Annotated in this window: 14 protein-coding genes; 4 read left to right on the top strand and 10 right to left on the bottom strand. The window is 63.5% G+C overall.

The window, feature by feature from the left end:
• The first annotated feature begins 153 nt into the window (after window positions 1-153).
• Together BKA07_RS15580 and BKA07_RS15575 are read left to right on the top strand one after the other, a co-directional pair.
• On the top strand, window positions 154-1,287 hold the full coding sequence (locus BKA07_RS15580; RefSeq protein ID WP_167951705.1) for a metallophosphoesterase family protein: 1,134 nt from the start codon (window positions 154-156) through the stop codon (window positions 1,285-1,287).
• On the top strand, window positions 1,284-3,887 hold the full coding sequence (locus tag BKA07_RS15575; protein WP_167951704.1) for an AAA family ATPase: 2,604 nt from the start codon (window positions 1,284-1,286) through the stop codon (window positions 3,885-3,887). The genes BKA07_RS15580 and BKA07_RS15575 overlap by 4 nt, the downstream gene beginning before the upstream one ends.
• 28 nt (window positions 3,888-3,915) lie before the next feature.
• On the opposite strand, the gene ligK is transcribed toward BKA07_RS15575, so the two are convergent.
• From ligK to BKA07_RS15550, 5 genes are all read right to left on the bottom strand, one after another.
• Window positions 3,916-4,599, bottom strand: coding sequence for a 4-carboxy-4-hydroxy-2-oxoadipate aldolase/oxaloacetate decarboxylase (ligK, locus tag BKA07_RS15570; protein WP_167951703.1), 684 nt, complete (start codon window positions 4,597-4,599; stop codon window positions 3,916-3,918).
• Between the two features lie 83 nt (window positions 4,600-4,682).
• A complete protein-coding gene (locus BKA07_RS15565) occupies window positions 4,683-5,705 on the bottom strand; it encodes an amidohydrolase family protein (protein WP_167951702.1) in 1,023 nt (340 codons plus the stop codon).
• Window positions 5,702-6,904, bottom strand: coding sequence for a 4-oxalomesaconate tautomerase (locus BKA07_RS15560; RefSeq protein WP_342449095.1), 1,203 nt, complete (start codon window positions 6,902-6,904; stop codon window positions 5,702-5,704). Before BKA07_RS15560 ends, BKA07_RS15565 begins: the two co-directional genes overlap by 4 nt.
• Window positions 6,901-8,280, bottom strand: coding sequence for an MFS transporter (locus tag BKA07_RS15555; protein ID WP_167951700.1), 1,380 nt, complete (start codon window positions 8,278-8,280; stop codon window positions 6,901-6,903). Before BKA07_RS15555 ends, BKA07_RS15560 begins: the two co-directional genes overlap by 4 nt.
• A gap of 26 nt (window positions 8,281-8,306) precedes the next feature.
• A complete protein-coding gene (locus BKA07_RS15550; protein ID WP_167951698.1) occupies window positions 8,307-9,209 on the bottom strand; it encodes an amidohydrolase family protein in 903 nt (300 codons plus the stop codon).
• Window positions 9,210-9,361: 152 nt separating this feature from the next.
• Here BKA07_RS15550 and BKA07_RS15545 point away from each other — a divergent pair, with 152 nt between their 5' ends.
• Window positions 9,362-10,057 carry a GntR family transcriptional regulator gene (locus BKA07_RS15545; protein WP_342449094.1) on the top strand — a complete coding sequence of 232 codons (696 nt, stop codon included), beginning with the start codon at window positions 9,362-9,364 and terminating at the stop codon, window positions 10,055-10,057.
• Window positions 10,058-10,157: 100 nt separating this feature from the next.
• On the opposite strand, the gene BKA07_RS15540 is transcribed toward BKA07_RS15545, so the two are convergent.
• The 4 genes from BKA07_RS15540 to BKA07_RS15525 all read right to left on the bottom strand — a co-directional run bounded on the left by BKA07_RS15540 (window position 10,158) and on the right by BKA07_RS15525 (window position 15,070).
• Entirely contained in the window at window positions 10,158-11,894 is a 1,737-nt protein-coding gene (locus tag BKA07_RS15540; RefSeq protein ID WP_167951696.1) for a class I adenylate-forming enzyme family protein, read from the bottom strand.
• 62 nt (window positions 11,895-11,956) lie between these two features.
• Window positions 11,957-13,162: an acyl-CoA dehydrogenase family protein gene (locus tag BKA07_RS15535; RefSeq protein ID WP_167951694.1), complete on the bottom strand. Its 1,206-nt coding sequence runs from the start codon at window positions 13,160-13,162 to the stop codon at window positions 11,957-11,959.
• The gene (locus BKA07_RS15530) at window positions 13,146-14,039 is read right to left on the bottom strand and encodes an SDR family oxidoreductase (RefSeq protein WP_167951692.1); all 894 of its coding nucleotides are present in this window, start codon (window positions 14,037-14,039) and stop codon (window positions 13,146-13,148) included. Before BKA07_RS15530 ends, BKA07_RS15535 begins: the two co-directional genes overlap by 17 nt.
• On the bottom strand, window positions 14,036-15,070 hold the full coding sequence (locus tag BKA07_RS15525) for a phosphotransferase family protein (RefSeq protein ID WP_167951690.1): 1,035 nt from the start codon (window positions 15,068-15,070) through the stop codon (window positions 14,036-14,038). Before BKA07_RS15525 ends, BKA07_RS15530 begins: the two co-directional genes overlap by 4 nt.
• 153 nt (window positions 15,071-15,223) lie before the next feature.
• On the opposite strand from BKA07_RS15525, the gene BKA07_RS15520 reads away from it, so the two are divergent.
• Window positions 15,224-16,195: an NADPH:quinone oxidoreductase family protein gene (locus tag BKA07_RS15520; protein WP_167951688.1), complete on the top strand. Its 972-nt coding sequence runs from the start codon at window positions 15,224-15,226 to the stop codon at window positions 16,193-16,195.
• 18 nt (window positions 16,196-16,213) lie between these two features.
• Here BKA07_RS15520 and BKA07_RS15515 read toward each other — a convergent pair whose 3' ends face one another.
• Entirely contained in the window at window positions 16,214-17,380 is a 1,167-nt protein-coding gene (locus BKA07_RS15515) for an acyl-CoA dehydrogenase family protein (RefSeq protein WP_167951686.1), read from the bottom strand.
• Window positions 17,381-17,510: the final 130 nt, after the last annotated feature.

Genomic DNA, 17,510 nt, shown 5'->3' with positions numbered 1-17,510 from the left:
TGGATCGGTTACGGTCCGCCGATCAGCCAGCTCTGGTCGGCTCAGCCACTGCTCTCCCGCGCGTTGTCCATGACCTGCATCACAGCCTGTGTCGGTGCCGATCCGTAGGCTGGGTCTGCATACATAGGATGGGGAAGAACCGAGGAGGAACAGATGAGATTCGTCGCCACAGGAGACTGGCAGCTGGGCATGACGGCGCACTATCTCAGCGCCGAGGCCCGCCCGCGTTTCCACCGTGCCCGCCTTGACGCGGTCAAGCGCATCGGTGAGATCGCCGCCGAACGATCCTGTGAGTTCGTCATCGTCTGCGGTGACGTATTCGAGTCCAATCAGCTCGACCGCGCCATCATCTCCCGCACCTTCGAGGCTCTCAGCGCGTTCACGGTGCCCGTCGTCCTCCTGCCGGGCAACCACGATCCCCTCGACGCCGCCTCGATCTACGACTCTCCGGCCTTCGCCTCCCGGCAGCCGGACCAAGTCCATGTGCTGCGGGACGGCGAACCGTTCGAGGTCGTTCCCGGCGTCGAGATCGTCGGCGCCCCGTGGTTCTCGAAACGTCCCCAAGGTGACCTGGTGGCCCACGCAACCCATGACCTCGCCGAGGTGGCTCCGGGATCGGTGCGCATCGTCGCCGGTCACGGTGCCGTGAGCACCCTGGACCCCGATCGGGAATCCTTGGCGACGATCGACGCCGACAGCCTCAAGACCGTGCTGCGGGGCAATCGTGCCCAGTTCATCGCCCTCGGCGACCGTCACGCCACCTTCTCCGTGGACGAACGCATCTGGTATCCCGGCGCTCCGGAGGTGACGTCTCGGCGGGAGGACGATCCCGGAAACATCCTCCTCGTCGACATCGATCCGCAGACGCATGCGAGCTCGGTGGAGAAGGTGCACATCGGCCGGTGGACATATCTCATCGTCGAAGAGGACGTGAACTCGGAGGAGGACGTCGGCCACCTCGAGCGACGGCTGGCAGACCTGCCCGACAAAGACTCGACGGCTGTCTGGCTCATCCTCAGAGGAACCCTGTCGACGGCGGCGAAGTCGAGGCTCGACGAGGTCCTCGACCATGCCACCGACCTGTTCGCGCTGGTGGCACTGTGGGAGCGGCACACGGACATCGCCGTGATCGCCGCCGACGAGGACTTCGCCGACCTCGGGCTGAGCGGATACCTGCAGGAGACCCTCGACGAACTTGCGGTCACGGCGGCAGGAGACGCCCCCTCGGCTTCAGCGGCGCAGGACGCGCTGGGGCTCCTCTACCGATTTGCGAGGAGCGGATCATGAGATTCCATTCCATCCACCTGCGAAACTATCGCGGCATCGCGGACTCCCGAGTCGAGTTCGGTGATGGAGTCACGGTCGTCGAAGGTCCCAACGAGGCCGGCAAATCCTCGATCCATGAAGCCATCACCCATCTGCGTGAGGACAAATCGAGTTCGCGTAAGGCCAGCGTCAAACAGACCCAACCGGTCGGTGTCGATGCGGGGCCGGACGTGGAACTGCATCTGAGCACCGGTGACTACGAGCTCAGATACCGCAAGCGCTGGATCAGACAGTCCTTCACCGAACTCAACATCATCGGCCCCAGACCTGAGCAGCTGAGCAGCGACGACGCCCACGACCGGTTCCTCGCTATTCTCGCCGACACCATCGATGTCGACCTCCTCGTCGCCCTCGACGTGGCGCAGGGAGAGAGCCTGGCACAGGCTCCGCTGGCTCAGATCAAAGCTCTGCACAGTGCACTCGACGAATCGGGCGTCGATGTCGCCGATCACGATGACTTCCTCGACCAGGTCGAAGCCGAGTACCTGAAATACTTCACCAAGAACGGCAACGCGACCGGAGACTACAAGGCGGCCAATGCTCAGGTCTCTGCCGCCGAAGTCGCCTTCGACGAGCTGAAAGAACGCAGCCGCGGCATGGACGAACTCGTCGACAGCCATGCTCGATCAGCGACCCGTTTGGAGGAGGTGCGCACCGACCTGACACGGGCCTTTGCGGAGCGAGACGAGACCGAACAGTCCGCGAAGGACGTCGCCGAACTCAAGGCAGTCCTCGACCAGGCGGTCGAACACTCGCAATCGTCGCAGCGCGATGAGCAGATCGCGGCCGAAGCACTGGAAAGGCGCAAGAAGCTCATCGCGGACGTCGACTCCGGTCAGGCGACTGTGACGGAGACCCGGAGGACGGTCGCCGACCTGGAATCGGCGCAGAGCGACAAGGACGCCGAGTTCGAGCGCGCACAGCAGGGACTCAAAGAGAAACAGGCGGTCCTCGACTCCGCTCGAACACGAGTGAAAGCCGCCGCGAAGGCTGTGTCCAGGGCTCGTGCTCGCACGGAGCTGTCCGATCTCTCACGCCGACTCGAAACCATCCGCGACCACGATGAGAAGAAGAGCCGTGCCCAGGCGACGATCGGATCGATCCCGATCACGTCCGCGGACGTCGACACGGTGAGCTCACTCGAGACCGAACTGCGGATCGCGGAGAACGCGAAGACCGCTGCCGCGGCGCAGATCGACGCGAGGCAGCTCGGTGCACAGGGCGTCAGCGTCGACGGAACAGAACTCGGCGAGGGCTCAGCAGGCGAATTCGCCGTCGTCAGGGATATTCGGATCACGATCGACGGCATCACCGATATCACCGTGCGACCAGGTGTCTCACCCGTTGAACTCGACAAGGCGGTGACCTCTGCGAAGCGGGCATTCGAGGCGGAGCTCGAACGCCTCGACGTCGACTCCGTGGCTCAGGCCCGGGAGAGAGCCGATGCCCGCGCGGACGCGGAAGCAGTCAGAGCGGAGGCCGAGTCGACGCTCGCAGTCCTCCTCGGGCAGGACAGGCGCGAAGACCTCGAAGCCGCGTTCGCTCGTGCTCAGCAGATTGTGGGCACCGAGGACGACGAGCAACCGGACAGCGCCAGACTCGGCGATCTCGAAGCGGCAGCCACGAAAGCCGAACAGACAGCAGACGATGCGCAGGCCGAGGTCGAAGCCGCCCGCGTCGAGCTCGAACGGACAAGAACGAGCAGAGACGATGCGCGAGTCGAAACGGTCCGTGCGCAGACCAGTCTGCAGGAAGCCGAGACTCAGCACGAACGGCTGACGAACAGTTTGGCGCACGCGCGAGAAGCCGATTCCGACGCCGATCTGGCGGAAGCGGTGGACGTGGCCGGGGCTCGGGTGTCGAAGGTGAAATCGCAGGTGGACGAGGCGCGAGTCGTCTATCAGGCCGCCGACCCGGACACCCTGGACCTGAAGCTGCAGAATGCCCGCAACCTGGTCGGCAGCAAAGAGACCCAGCGGGAAGAGGTGCGACAAGAAGTCGACCGTCTCTCGGCCCTCATCGATGACCGCGCCAGCGAAGGCATCTACGAGAAGCTTGCCGATGCCGAAGAGACGATGGAATCCGCTCGGCGGAAACAGGCTCGCCTGGAACGTCAGGCGCAGGCGATCGCATTGCTGCGCACGACCGTGTTCAAGTACAAGGAAGAGGCACAGCGACAGTATGTGGCCCCATTCAAGGAACAGATCGAAAGACTGGGTCGACTCGTCTTCGGGGCCGGACTGTCCGTGGAGGTCTCGGAAGACCTCGAGATCGTCTCACGCACACTGAACCAACGCACCGTGCCCTTCGAATCGCTCTCGGGCGGGACGAGGGAGCAGCTGGCACTCATCGGCCGACTCGCGGTGGCCACGCTCGTCGACAGTGATTCGGGGGCACCCGTGGTCCTCGACGATGCCTTCGGCTTCGCCGACGCCGAGCGGCTGAACGCGCTCAACGTCATCCTCGGCACTGTCGGCCAGAACGCCCAAGTCATCCTGCTCACCTGCCAGCCCGACCGCTTCGCCCGCCTCGGCGGAGCCAAGACGGTCAGCCTGGTGTGAGCATCGACCGACGGCTGTCCGAGCCTGCTCAATCCACGTACTTCAACCCGGCCTGCTCCAGCGGGCCGCGCATGTTGTAGACGTCGAGCCCCAGGTGGCCCTCGGCGAACTGCCGACGTTTGGCTTCCTCATTGTCCTCCCGCTTCTGAGCGGCGTCGGCAACGTCGGATACCCGGTCGCGCGGAACAACTACTACGCCGTCGTGATCGGCAACGACAACGTCTCCCGGATGGACGAGGGCATTGGCGCAGACCACTGGAACATTCACTGAGCCCAGGGTTACCTTCACAGTGCCCTTGGCGTTGATGGCGCGAGAGAAGACGGGAAAGTCGAGAGCTTCGAGGTCGGCAGTGTCGCGGCAGCCACCGTCGATGACAAGTCCGCGACCACCTCGAGCTCGAATCGAGGAAGCGAGGAGCTCACCGAAGAAGCCGTCTTCGCTCTCGGTTGTGCAGCCTGCGACGACCACATCGCCGTCCTGCACCTGCTCGGCAGCTACATGCAGCATCCAGTTGTCACCTGGTTGCAGGAGCACCGTGACCACTGGGCCGCACAGCTTGGCTGTCGGATAGATCGGCCGAATGTATGGTCGCATCAAGCCGACACGGCCGAGAGCCTCGTGGACTGTGGCGACTCCGAAGACACTCAATCGCTCGACCTGTTCCGGGTGCGGGCGATCGATCTGCGTATGCACTACACCGAGGTCGAACATTGTGATTTCCTTTGCTGTTGGCGATTCTTGACTGCTGGTGGAACCGAGTCGAGTGTTCCGACTTCGCTGAGATGAGGTCGGGTTCACACTCGGTGAGAGGAGATTCGCGAATCAAGGCGCGGGTAGACCCGTCTGGCGTTGTGCTCGAAGATGTCCTGACGTTCCTCAGCGCTCAGATCAGCATCGGTGATATAGCGGACGGTGTCGTCGAAGTTGAAGCCTGTCGTCGGATCCACGGTGCGCACGGCTCCGATCATCTCCGAAGCGAAGAGGACATTCTGCGAGGGAATCACGGAGAGCAGCTCATCGATTCCCGGCTGGTGATAGACGCAGGTGTCGAAATACAGATTTCCGAGGATGTGCTGTTCGAGGTCGGGCTTCCCCAGAGCCTGCGCGAGGCCGCGGAAACGCCCCCAATGATAGGGCGCAGCACCCCCGCCGTGTGGAACGATCAGTTTGAGCTCGGGATATCGGCCGAAGAGATCTCCCTCGATGAGCTGCATGACGGCGGTGGTGTCGGCATTGAGATAGTGGGCGCCGGTTGTGTGGAATGCCGGGTTGACCGAAGTCGACACGTGGACCATCGCCGGCAGCCCGTGCTCGATCATCTTCTCGTAGATCGGAAACCACGACTCGTCCGTCAGCGGAGGAGAGGTCCAGTGTCCGCCCGAGGGATCGGGGTTGATGTTGAGCGCCACCACGTCATGCTCATCGACACAGCGATCGATTTCGTCGACACTGGTCGCAAGGTCCGCACCGGGCGACTGCGGGAGCATGATCGCTGGAGCAAAACGGTCAGGATACAGTCGGGACACTCTGGCGCAGAGATCATTGCAGATTCGGGCCCATTTCGCGGATGTGGCGAAGTCGCCGAGATGGTGGGCCATGAACGATGCTCGGGGCGAGAAGATGGTGAGGTCGATTCCACGATCGTCCATCAGCCTCAGCTGGTTGCCTTCGAGGGACTCTCGGATCTCATCATCGCTGATCGTGGGTCCGCCGCCATCCGGTGCCGGACCGCTGTCGAGAGCAGCTATCTGGGCGTCTCGCCACGCTCTGAGAGAGGCTGGGGCGGTCGTGTAATGTCCGTGACAGTCGATGATCAATTCTGTGTACCTTCTTTGTGGGTGGCTGATTCAGCGGATACCGGGGCCCATACAGACTTGGGGACGAAGACTTGACCGTCCATGATCAGGCGAGCCGTTCTCGTCAGACCCGAACGGCAGACGCGGTTGTCGAGGATCTGGAGATCGACCGGAAATGCTCCGGTGGGGTGTTCGATCTCAAGGGTTCGGCTCTCGCCGTCTCCTGGGTCGGCCAGCGAAAAGGCAACGGTTCCTGCCATGCAGGATGCAGTGGCGACCGTCAGCGCCGCCAGAACTCCGATTGATCGGTGAACTGTGTGCGGGATGAAACTCCTCGTCGCTATCGCTCCCCCCTGGGCAGGGGGAGCGAGCAGGGTCATCTTCGGGTAGTTCTTGTCTGTCACATCGCCGAGGCCCATCATGTGTGCCGATGAGAGACGCAGATGTTCGAGCGTGTCGGCGAGAGCGGAATCAGCGGTCAGGTCTGAGAGGTCCTCCGCTCCGGTGAGGCCGAGGTCATGGGCTCGCAGCAGGACGAGGGGCTGACCGTTGTCGATCATTGTGGCGCCTATGCGGTCGCCGTTGGGGAGACTCAGGGAATCGAGACGATTGCCGGTCGGAAGCAGGCCGGGGGCGATCGAACCAGCCGTGTTGACGAACAAGATGGAGACCGGACTCGATGATCCGCTGACTCCGTCAATCGTCGTACAGCCGTCATAGCTGACGGTCCGAGGGCCGTCGGCGCTGAGCTTCGGCGTCTGAACGGTGATAGTGGCAATGAGGCCCGTGTTGGTGGTTCTCACTGTGACTTCGGTGGAATCGGAATCGGGAACGATCAGCCCTGCCTCCACCGCGAATGGGACGACCGCAGCAAGCATGTTCCCACAGTTGGCTGTTGTCTGCACCGTCGAGGCATCGGGCTGCAGCTGGGCGAATTCGAAATCGAGATCGACCTCCGGCGCCGGCGAGCAGGAGACGATGCCGGCCTTGCTCGTCAGCGAATGCCCGCCCCCGACTCCATCCACCTGCAGCGGATGAGGGCTGCCCATGACGGATAGGAGGACGCGATCGCGGATCTCAGGGTCAGACGGCAGATCGGATCCCCGGAAGAACGGTCCACGAGACGTGCCCCCGCGCATCAGGCACATCCTGATCGAAGTCTGGTCACCGCGTGGTCCGAACGACGTATGCGTGTCATCCGTGTCATCGACAACCCTCACTGTTCGCCCCCAACCGGCGACGCCGCAGCTGTGCACATTCCGTCGCCCTGCTGGACGGGTCTGACCTTGGTGTTCCGACCGAACAGCGCAAGCACGATCGCCCCAACCACCCATGTGGCTGCAATGAACACGAAGACGGAGGCATAGCCCGTTGATGTATACAGCGATGCGATGACCAAGGGCCCGACTGCATTGGACAGGCGACCGATTCCGTAGGCGATACCCGTTCCCAATGATCTGGTGCGGGTGTCGAACAGCTCAGGAGAGTAGGCGTAGGCCAGCGAGGTATAGCCCCGCTCGAACATGTTCACCAAGAACCCGAACACGACGATCATAATGGGGCTGAAGGTCAGGCCGTAGAGCAGTCCCGAGATGCCGATCGTGGTTCCGAAGATGACAAGTAGCCATTTGCGCTCGAACTTGTCGGTGACGAATGCTGCCAGAAGGGACCCCAATGGTGCTCCGATCGTGGCCAGCGCGACGTAGAGGATTGAGTCCTCGACACTGATGCCCTGCTTCGACAGCAGCGTCGGCGCCCAACTGGAGTAACCGAAGAAGCCGACAGTCTGAGTCACCCACAGGACTATGAGCACGAGCAGGGGGACAAGATAGCGTCGCTGCATGAGAGTCCGCAGTCCGGACTTCTTCTGTTCGCGGACCTCTGCCACAGGAGCAAGCGGCTGAGGGAGGTCACCCGCGAAGCCGGAGACCTTGGCCTCCATCTCTCGCAGCACGTCCTCGGCACGGGAGAAGCGGCGTTTGCTTTCGAGCCACATGGGAGATTCCGGCAGATGCCGAATCATGAATAGGATGACGACGCCGAGAGTGCCCCACAGGAAGACCAGTCGCCAGGACCAATCGCTGATCGGCACGACCGCACTGGCAATGAGATTGGTCACCGGAGTTCCGCAGATGCCGATCACTATGGCATACGCCAGGTACTTGCCGCGGACCTTGGCAGGAAAGATCTCGTTGACGTAGATGACTGCGACCACCGTCATCGCCGACAGTCCGGCGCAGGTGAGGAAGCGCAGGATCCCCAGCGAATAGATGTTCCACGCGAGCACCGTGGCTGCTGAGAAGACGGAGAACCACAGAGTTGTGTACAGGAATGCAGCTTTCCGGCCCGCCCGATCGGCCAACCAGCCTCCGGCAAGGGAGCCGATGAACATGCCGACGAATGATATCGAGGTGATGTAGGCGATGTGGTTGACGTCCAGGCCCCAGACTTGGGCTATTTTGGGGGCGGTCGTCGAAAAGGTGTTGATGTCGGCGAACTCAAAGAAGTAGGCCACCGCCACCACGACGATGATGATTTTGTGGAATCGAGTGATGGGCAGTCGATTGATTCTATTGGCAGAATTTGTGGTTTCCATGGTTTCGTCTGTTCGTTTCCGAAGGTTCAGGCCCAATAGAGGGCGGTGGGATTGTCGACCAGGACACGGCGCAGCTGTGCATCCGAATCCGTGATCTGTGCGAGATAGTTGAGAAGAACGGCGTCGTCGGGCATATGGGATTTGAGATTCGGATGCGGCCAGTCGGTGCCCCACAGCACGTGGTCGGGAAATTCGGAGATGACGCGACGAGCAAATGGAACGACGTCGTCATAGATGTCCGTGTTGCCCTTTCGCGCAAAGGGCCCCGAGTGCGAGAGCCGCTCGGGGCAGCTGACCTTGACCCACGCGGATGTCTTGTCGACGAAGGAGATGAAACGGGAGAACTCGGCACCGGTCGACGATTCTGATACATCGGGACGACCCATGTGGTCGACGACGAGGGGAACGGGCAGATCAGCGAGGAAGCTCTCCAGATCGGGTAGGTCAGCGGCTTCGAAGTAGATGACGATATGCCACCCGAATGCTCTGATCTTCTCGGAGATGAGCATGAGCTCGGCGACGGGGGAGTGATCGACCAGTCGTTTGACGAAATTGAATCGGACTCCGCGTACTCCCTGCTCGTGCATCCGGGCCAGCTCTTCGTCGGTGATGTCCGACGAGACGGAGACGACGCCTCGCGATGCAGCGGGATCGGCTGCCAACACGTCGAGCAGAGCCGCATTGTCAGTGCCGTGGCATGTCGCTTGGACCATCACTCGACGAGCGATCCCGAGATCCTCATGCAGTCGGAATAGATCCTGCTTGGACGCATCGCAGGGCGTGTATTTGCGTGTCGGAGCGTAGGGAAAGACATCGCCGGGTCCGAAGACGTGACAATGAGCATCAACACTTCCCGTGGGAAGCTCGACTGCCGGGTGTGCTCGGTCGCGTTCCCAGTTCAACCAACCTGGGGTAGGAGCAAAGGGCATCGTTGTCGCCTTTCTGGCGTCTCTATCGTCGCTGATAGAGCGACTCTACATGTTAACAATATTGTTGACAATATAAACTCGGTTCAACTTCCGCCCTCGCCACCAGATAGTCTGTTGAGGACGAGCTCACCAAGTTTTCGGAGTGGATAGGAATGGGCGTCTCACCAGAGGCATCGCAGGAAGAATCGAATCCCGAGTCGACGACTGCGGCTCGAATGACCGCCGCGGATGTGGGACATCGACTCCGAGACGCCATCGTGACCGGAAAGCTCGTGCCCAACCAGCGGTTGGTCGAAGCAGACCTTGCGAACGAATACGGAGCTTCGCGCGGCAATGTGAGAATTGCTTTGACTGAGCTCAGTTCGGAAGGACTCATCGAACGTGTGGCGCACCGCGGCGCGCGGGTGCGGGCAGTATCGCCTGCTGAGGCAGTCGAGATAACGGAGGTCAGAGGCGCGCTGGAGTCTTTGTGTGCTCGAAAGGCTGCCGAGCGTGTCTCTGAAGCGGAGATCGGTCAGCTGCGCGAAATCGGTCGACGCATGAGCCGGGCCGTCGAACTCAACGACCGTGAGGCGTACTCGTCCGGGAACAAGGAACTGCACGCACTGATCATCGAGATCAGCGGACAGCAGGTGGCCGCAGACACGATTCAGCGCCTTCGTGGCCAAGCTGTGCGTTATCAGTACAGGCTGGCGCAGAAGCCGGGTCGGCCCGCAGAATCATTGCCCCAGCATCTGGCTATCATCGAGGGCATCTGCACCCGAGATGCGAATGGGGCTGCCGATGCTATGCAGGCGCATCTGAGCAATGTTGCGGTTGAGATCAAGTCCACTGAGGACTCCGCCTGAACGGTCTGTTCCGATACGTGAACGCGGCCGCCGCGGCGGAGGGACGCGACGGCCGCGACAGGCTGACGTCATCGGCAGCCCGGACGGCAGCGACGGCAGTTCACTCGTCCGTAACCGTCCCGGACTTCGCCTCCTCCGCCGCGGCGACCGCATCGGCGCGGATCGTGCGCCGCAGGATCTTGCCTGAGCTCGTCTTCGGCAGCTCGTCGATGAAGGACACCCGGTGCGGAGCCTTGTAGGAGGCCAATCTCTCTCGGCAGAACTCGACGACCTGCGCCTCGGTGACTCCATCGGCCTCGGGTCCCGACTGCAGAGTCACGAACGCGGCGACGCTCTCACCGCGGTATTCGTCGGGGACGCCGACGACCGCCGCTTCCTGGATCGTGGGGTGGGTGTAGAGGACGTCCTCGACCTCTCGCGGCCAGACCTTGAACCCGGAGGCATTGATCATGTCCTTCTTGCGGTCGACGATGAACAGCCAACCGTCCTCGTTCATATACCCGACATCACCTGTGCGCAGCTCCCCATCCGGGATCTGCTCGGCCGTCGCCTGCTCATTGTTGATGTACTTCGAGACCACCTCGGGTCCCGAGATGGCGACCTCACCGATCTCATCGGGCCCCAGCGGCTGTCCTGAGTCGTCGAGGACGCGGATCATCGTGTCCGGCTGGGGCAGACCGCAGGAGAGGTTGCCGCTGTCGGGATCCACCGGGGCCTCCAGCTCGGGCGGTACCGTGGCCACCTGGGCGCAGGTCTCGGTCAGACCGTAGCCCTGGCCGATGTAGATGCCGGTCTTCTGTCGGAACTTGTCCACGAGCCCCTCGGGCAGGGGAGCGCCGCCGGACATGATGCGTTTGAAAGACGCGAAGTGCTCCGCTGTCGCAGAGGGGTGGGCCAGCATCGCGGTGTAGACCGTGGCAGGGCCTGCCATGTATGTCGGCTTCTCGCGCAGGAAGAGTTCGAGGAGCGAGCCCGGGTCGAACCGATAGTTGGGGATCAGCCGTGCGCCACCGCTGACGCCGGCGATGAACTGGCAGACGAACCCGGTGATGTGGAAGACCGGGGCCAGGGTGAGGAAACCGTCGCCGGGTTCGAACGTCGGCGTCCGCACGCAGTAGCGGGAGTTGCTCGACACCGAGGCGTGCGTTCCGGAGGCACCCTTGGCCTTGCCCGAGGTTCCTGAGGTGTAGACGACGATCGCCTCATCCTCGGGTGAGGGGATGAGCGGGGTGAAGCCGGTGTCCAGATGCGATTCGACGACGGCCTGGAAATCGGGGAGGTTCGGCACCTGGTCTGCGCCCGGATTCTCGCCGGGGGCTCCGGGCAGATCGTCGAACATGGAGAATATCGCCTCGGGGCCGTCGACCTGGAAACTCCTGTCGTCGCTGAGCACGACGAGCGGCAGAGCCGCGGCGTAGGGTGCCACTCGATTGAGGAATGCCGCCTTCGAGACCACGAGCCCCTTCACCTCGGCGTCGGCGAAGATGTGCTCGAGCTCCCCGCGATACATGGGATTGAGGGGGACGACGACACCTCCGACCTTCCAGATGCCGTAGGTGGCGATCATGAAGGCGGGAGTGTTCTGCTCGTAGATGGCGACCCGATCGCCGACAGCGATGCCGTGTTCGACGAGATAGGCCGCGAACGCCGTGGAGTACCGATCGAACTGCGACCAAGTCAGTTTGAACCCGTAATAGCTGATGGCCTCTTCACCGCCGTGCGTGGCCACCGTCGACGCCAGGTCCTGCAACGTCGTGGACTTCTCCAGAATGTACGGCTTGCTCGCGAGGTCTCCCCAGGTCTTCAGCCAGGGACGAGTGTCTGCCCATGTGCTCATCGCTTCACTTCCTTCATCATCGAATGGTGTGTCGAACGGCCTCGATCGACCGGTGGGTCCGGCTACCCGCGATACTTCCTGATCTCGTTCCGAGCGATGCTGCGTCTGTGCACTTCATCGGGCCCATCGGCAAGACGCAGGGTGCGCATGTGCGCCCACATGCTCGCCAGCGGGAAGTCCCCGGTGACACCGGCGCCGCCGTGGACCTGAATCGCGCGGTCGATGATCTTCAGCGCCATGGCAGGTGCGACGACCTTGATCTCGGCGATCTCGTTCTTCGCAACCTTGTTGCCGTGCTTGTCCATCATGTCCGCCGCGTGCAGTGTCAGCAGCCTGGCCTGATCGATCTCGATGCGGGCCTCGGCGATCCAGTCCTGGATGTTCGACCGATCCGAGAGCTTCTCGCCGAAGGTCACGCGGGCCTCGGCGCGGCGGACCATGAGCTCGAGGGCACGCTCGGCGGCACCGATCGCGCGCATGCAGTGGTGGATGCGGCCCGGCCCCAGCCGGGCCTGACTGATCGCGAAGCCCTCGCCCTCTCCCTTGAGGATGTCCTTGGACGGAACATGGACATCGTCGAAGGTGATCTCCGCGTGGCCCTCCCGATCGTGGTAGCCGAAGACGGGAAGATTGCGCTCCACCCTCACACCGGGGGCATCGATGTCGACGACGAGCATCGACTGCTGGCGGTGCACCTCGGCGTCGGGGGAGGTCTTGCCCATGACGATGAGGACACGGCAATTGGGGTGCATGCCGTTGGAGGCGAACCATTTGCGGCCGTTGAGGACGAACCCGTCGTCCGTGGGCTCCATGCGCATCTCCACGTTCGTGGCGTCGGAGCTGGCGACGGCGGGTTCGGTCATCGCGAACGCCGAGGCGATCGTGCCCTCGAGCAGCGGGCGCAGATACTTCTCCTGGTGCTCGTCGGTGCCGAACCGGGTGAAGACCTCCATATTGCCGGTGTCGGGGGCATTGCAGTTGATGGCCTCGGGTGCGATCTCGATGCTGCGACCGGTGATCTCGGCCAGGGGAGCGTATTCCAGGTTCGTCAGTCCCGGGCCCCATTCGGGATCCGGATGGAAGAGGTTCCACAGTCCCTGGCGCTTCGCCTCGGCCTTGAGGTCCTCGAGGATCTGCGGCTGGGTGTGCGGGCTGGACGCTGCCGCCATCTGCTCGGCGTAGACGGGCTCGGCCGGATAGACGAAGTCGTCCATGAACGTCGTCAGGCGCTCCTGATAGTCGCGGCCGCGTTCAGTCGTTTCCAGCATGTGTGGTCTCCTCGTTCGCTCGGTTCTGTTCGTTGAGTCTGGCCTGATAGCGGCTCATGCCCGCGAGCCAGCGGTCGTAGTCGCTGCCTTTCATGCGGTACATGTCGAGCACCTCGGGGTGGGGGAGGATGAGGAACTCTCCGGCCTGCACCGCGTCGAGCGCGATCGTCGCGACATCGCCGGGGGACAGGACCTGACCGGCGTCGGTCACGGCTCGTTGGGCGGTCCCGGACGTTCCCGCTGCTCGCAGCAGGTCGGTGTCGACCCCCATCGGGCAGATGACCGAGGCCCGGATGCCGTCGTCGCGGTAGGTCAGCGCCAACCATTCGGCGAAGCCGACGGAAGCGTGCTTGGTCACGCTGTAGGCCGCCGATCCGATCTGGGTGAGCAGTCCCGCCGCCGAGGCGGTGGCGACGAAATATCCGTCACCGGCCTCCTGCCAGCGTGGGATCAGGACTTGGGCGGCGCGGATGTGGGCGCGCAGGTTGACGTCGATGATGGTGTCCCAATCGGCATCGGAGTCTCCGAGATCGCCGGGTCCGATGATGCCGGCATTGGCGAAGTACATGTCCACACCGTCGATGGCCTCGTCGGCGAAGGCGATGAGATCGTCGATGTCCGCCACCGAGGACACGTCCCCGACCCACGCATGAGCGCGGGAATCCGGCGTGGCACCGGAATCGAGCCCAGCGGCGACGTTGCGCCCGTCGGCAGCGTCGGCGTTCAGCGCTGAGGCGGTGTCGGTGACCGAGGGCGACAGATCGGCGAGGACGACGGCGGCACCGCGGGAGATCAGCTCGGCGGCGAGGGCTGCGCCGATCCCACCGGCGGCTCCGGTGACGATGGCTCGTCTGCCGGCGAAATCGGCGGTGGTCATGCCGTCTCCAGCAGCGTCATCGCCTGTCGCGCCAGGTCCTCGACGCCATCTCCCGCAGTGGCGGGATCCAGGTCGAGATCACCCATCTTTCCCGTCATCAGCCGGGTGTAGACACCCTCGCGGATGCAGGCGAGTTTCCACATGGCGAAGGCCTCGTAGTAGCCGACATCATGGACCTCATGGCCGCTGACCTCCTGATAGCGGTCGATGAGCTCCTCCGGTTCAGGGAAGCCGAGGTCCGGGGTCGGCACCCAGATGCTCGTGTACTCCTCGGGCACCGTGAGCATGGCGATGAAGTAGCCGAGGTCGGTGAGCACCTCGCCGACGGCGGTCAGCTCCCAGTCGACGACGGCGTTGACCGTGCCCGTCGGGGCGAAGATCATGTTGTTGGGTTTGAAGTCGCCGTGGGCGAGACCGACGGGGCTGCCCGCCGGGTCGGGCATGGTTTCGAGCAGGGCGTCATGGACCTCGCGGATGATCGGGATCTCGCGCAGTGCGACGTCCTCGACCTGGCCGAGCCAGCGGCGCAGCTGCCGTTCGATGAGTCCGCCGGGTCTGCGCAGATCGCCGAGACCCACCTCGTCGATGTCCACGGCGTGGATGGCGGCGAGCGTGTCGACCATCCCGAACGCACACGAGCGTCTGTCACCGGGACCCGGGCCGCGCGGGATCCGTGCCCAATCTGCGGGCTCATTCATCGCGAACCCGGGGCAGTGGTCCATGAACACGAAAGGGACATCGAGAACCTCGGGGTCGTCGACGATGTCGATGATGGTGGGGACGGGTACCCTGTCCTCGGCGAGGGCTGCCATGATCCGGCCTTCGCGTGCGACGTTGTGGGCGCTTCCCCCGGAGTGGCCGAGCGGGGGACGCCGAAGCACCCAGCGCGGGAGGCCGCCGACGGTGATGGTGAAGGTGAGATTCGAGCGTCCGATGGACATCACTTCGACGTCGAAGTCCGTGACTCCGAACCGATCTTCGATCCATCGCCCGATGGTTCCGGTGTCGAATCCTGCAGGTGCTGTGGTCAACGTCGACCCTCCCGAGTGAACAATCGTTCAGTTTCATTTACAGTATTCAAACCGGGCGTGCGAGTCAAGCTGAAATCGTGATGCCCGTCACGATCGGATGTGATAGTGATGATGGGATCATCCCAAGCACTTTTCATCCACAGTGAGGAAATCATGAGAGCCATTCGCGTTGCCGCCCTGACCGGACCAGACGATGTGGAGATCGCCGAGGTGGATCGCCCGGCTCCCGGGCCCGGAGAGGTGCTCGTCGAGGTCGCCTATGCCGGTGTGACATTCCCCGAACTGCTCCAGACCCGTGGCATGTACCAGACCAAGCATGAGCTGCCCTTCGTCCTCGGCTCGGAGGCCGCAGGGACCGTCGTCGAGGTCGGGGAGGGCTCGCGGTTCTCCGTCGGTGATCGGGTCGCAGCGATCCCCGGCAAGGGCTCATTCGCCGATCAGATGGTCGTCAGCGACGAGCAGACGGTGCCCGTGCCCGACGGCGTCAGTCTCGCGCACGCCGCGGGGATGCCGATGAACGTGCTCACCGCTGACTTCGCCCTCCGCCTGAGGGCGCGGGCGCAGGCCGGCCAGTCCATCCTCGTCCACGGAGCCGCAGGGGGTCTGGGCTCGGCCGCGGTGCAGATGGCTTTGGCCATGGGCCTCGAGGTCATCGGAGTGGTCTCGACCGAAGCCAAGGCCCAGACCGTGCGCGACCTCGGCGCGGGGCATGTGGTCATGGCCGAGGGATTCAAAGATGGGGCGAAGGAGATTTTTCCGAACGGAGTCGACTACGTCTTCGATCCGGTCGGGGGCGAGCGCTTCACGGACTCGACCCGGGTCCTGGCTCCCTACGGGCGACTCCTCGTCCTCGGATTCACCGCGGGTGAGATCCCCTCGGTCAGGGTCAACCGCCTGCTGCTGAAGAACATCTCCGTCGACGGGGTCGCATGGGGCGCGGCGACTCGCGAACGTCCCGGCTACATCGCCGAGCAGTGGGACGCGGTCGCCGGATTCGTCGCCGCGGGCAAGCTCAATCCCGCGATCCACGCCACCTACCCCCTCGGTGAGGCCGCGAAGGCCATCGGCGAGCTCGACTCCCGCAGCGTGCAGGGCAAGGTCCTCCTCGAAGTCAAGGGCGAGTAGGTCGAGACCGGGGACGGACTATCTCTTCGCCTGGCGCTTGGCGATGTCGCGGCCGATGAGCTCCTTCATCACCTCGTTGGCACCGCCGAAGATGGCCTGGATCCGAGTGTCCTTGAATGCTCGGGCGATCGGATATTCGAGCATGTACCCATAGCCGCCGAAGAGCTGGAGGCAGCGGTTGACGACCTCGATCTCCAGATCCGAGCCCAGATACTTCGCCTTCGCGGCGTCGACGGCGCTGAGCTCACCGGCGTTGAGTGCGAGGGCACAGCGGTCGACGAAGGCCTCGAGGGCATCGACCCGGGTTTCGAGCTCGGCGAGTTCGAAGCGGGTGTTCTGGAAGTCGCCGATCGTCTGGCCGAAGGCGGGGCGGTCGAAGACGTACTCGCTCGTCCACGCCAGTGCCGCACGTGCACCGGCCAGGGTTCCCGAGCCGATGAGCATCCTCTCGGTGGGCAGATTGACCATGAGGTGGATGAAGCCCATGTTGAGTTCCCCGAGGACGGCGTCGGCGGGCACGCGGACATCGGAGAACGAGAGTTCGGCGGTGTCCTGGGCGTCCATGCCGAGTTTCTTGAGTTTGCGTCCGCGTTCGAACCCGGGTGTGCCGTCCTCGACGATGAACAGTGAGGTGCCCTGGGAGGGTTTCGCCTCGTGGTCGGTGCGGGCGACGACGATGACGAAGTCGGAGTGGATGCCGTTGGTGATGAAGGTCTTGGCCCCGTTGATCACCCAGTCGTCGCCGTCGCGGACCGCCTTGGTGGTGATCGCCTGCAGATCGGAGCCGGCGTTCGGCTCCGTCATCGCGATCGCACCGATCATCTCGCCCGAGGCGAGCCCGGTCAGGTACTTCTCCTTCTGGGCCCGGGTGCCCAGCGCCGTGAGGTAGCCGGGGACGATGCCGTCGGACACGCCCCATCCGCTCGTGGCTCCACCCACACCTCGGCGGGCGATCTCTTCGCTGCGGACCATCTCGAAGCGGAAGTCCTCGACCCCGCCGCCCCCGAACTCCTCGGGGATGGCCATGCCGGTGATGCCGGACTTGGCGGCCTTCTTCCACATCGACCGGTCGACGAGGTGGTCTTCCTCCCACTGGTCGACATACGGCACGACCTCGCGGTCGAGGAAGGCGGCGACGGTGCCGCGGAACGCCTCGTGGTCTTCGGTGTACAGGTTCCTCTTCACAGGTGCTGTCCTCTTCTGGTCGGTTTCCGTGGTGCGGCCCGTTCGTTGGCCGGTGCGGGTCGTGTAGCGATGATGACTCCTGTGCTCGTCGATGTGGCCGGTCGTGGCCTGGGGCTGTCGAAATCCGCTG

This window comes from Brevibacterium marinum (genome assembly GCF_011927955.1).
Classification (GTDB): Bacteria; Actinomycetota; Actinomycetes; order Actinomycetales; family Brevibacteriaceae; genus Brevibacterium; species Brevibacterium marinum.
The sequence above is the reverse complement of the archived record's forward strand: the minus strand, read 5'-3'. Positions and strand labels throughout refer to the sequence as shown.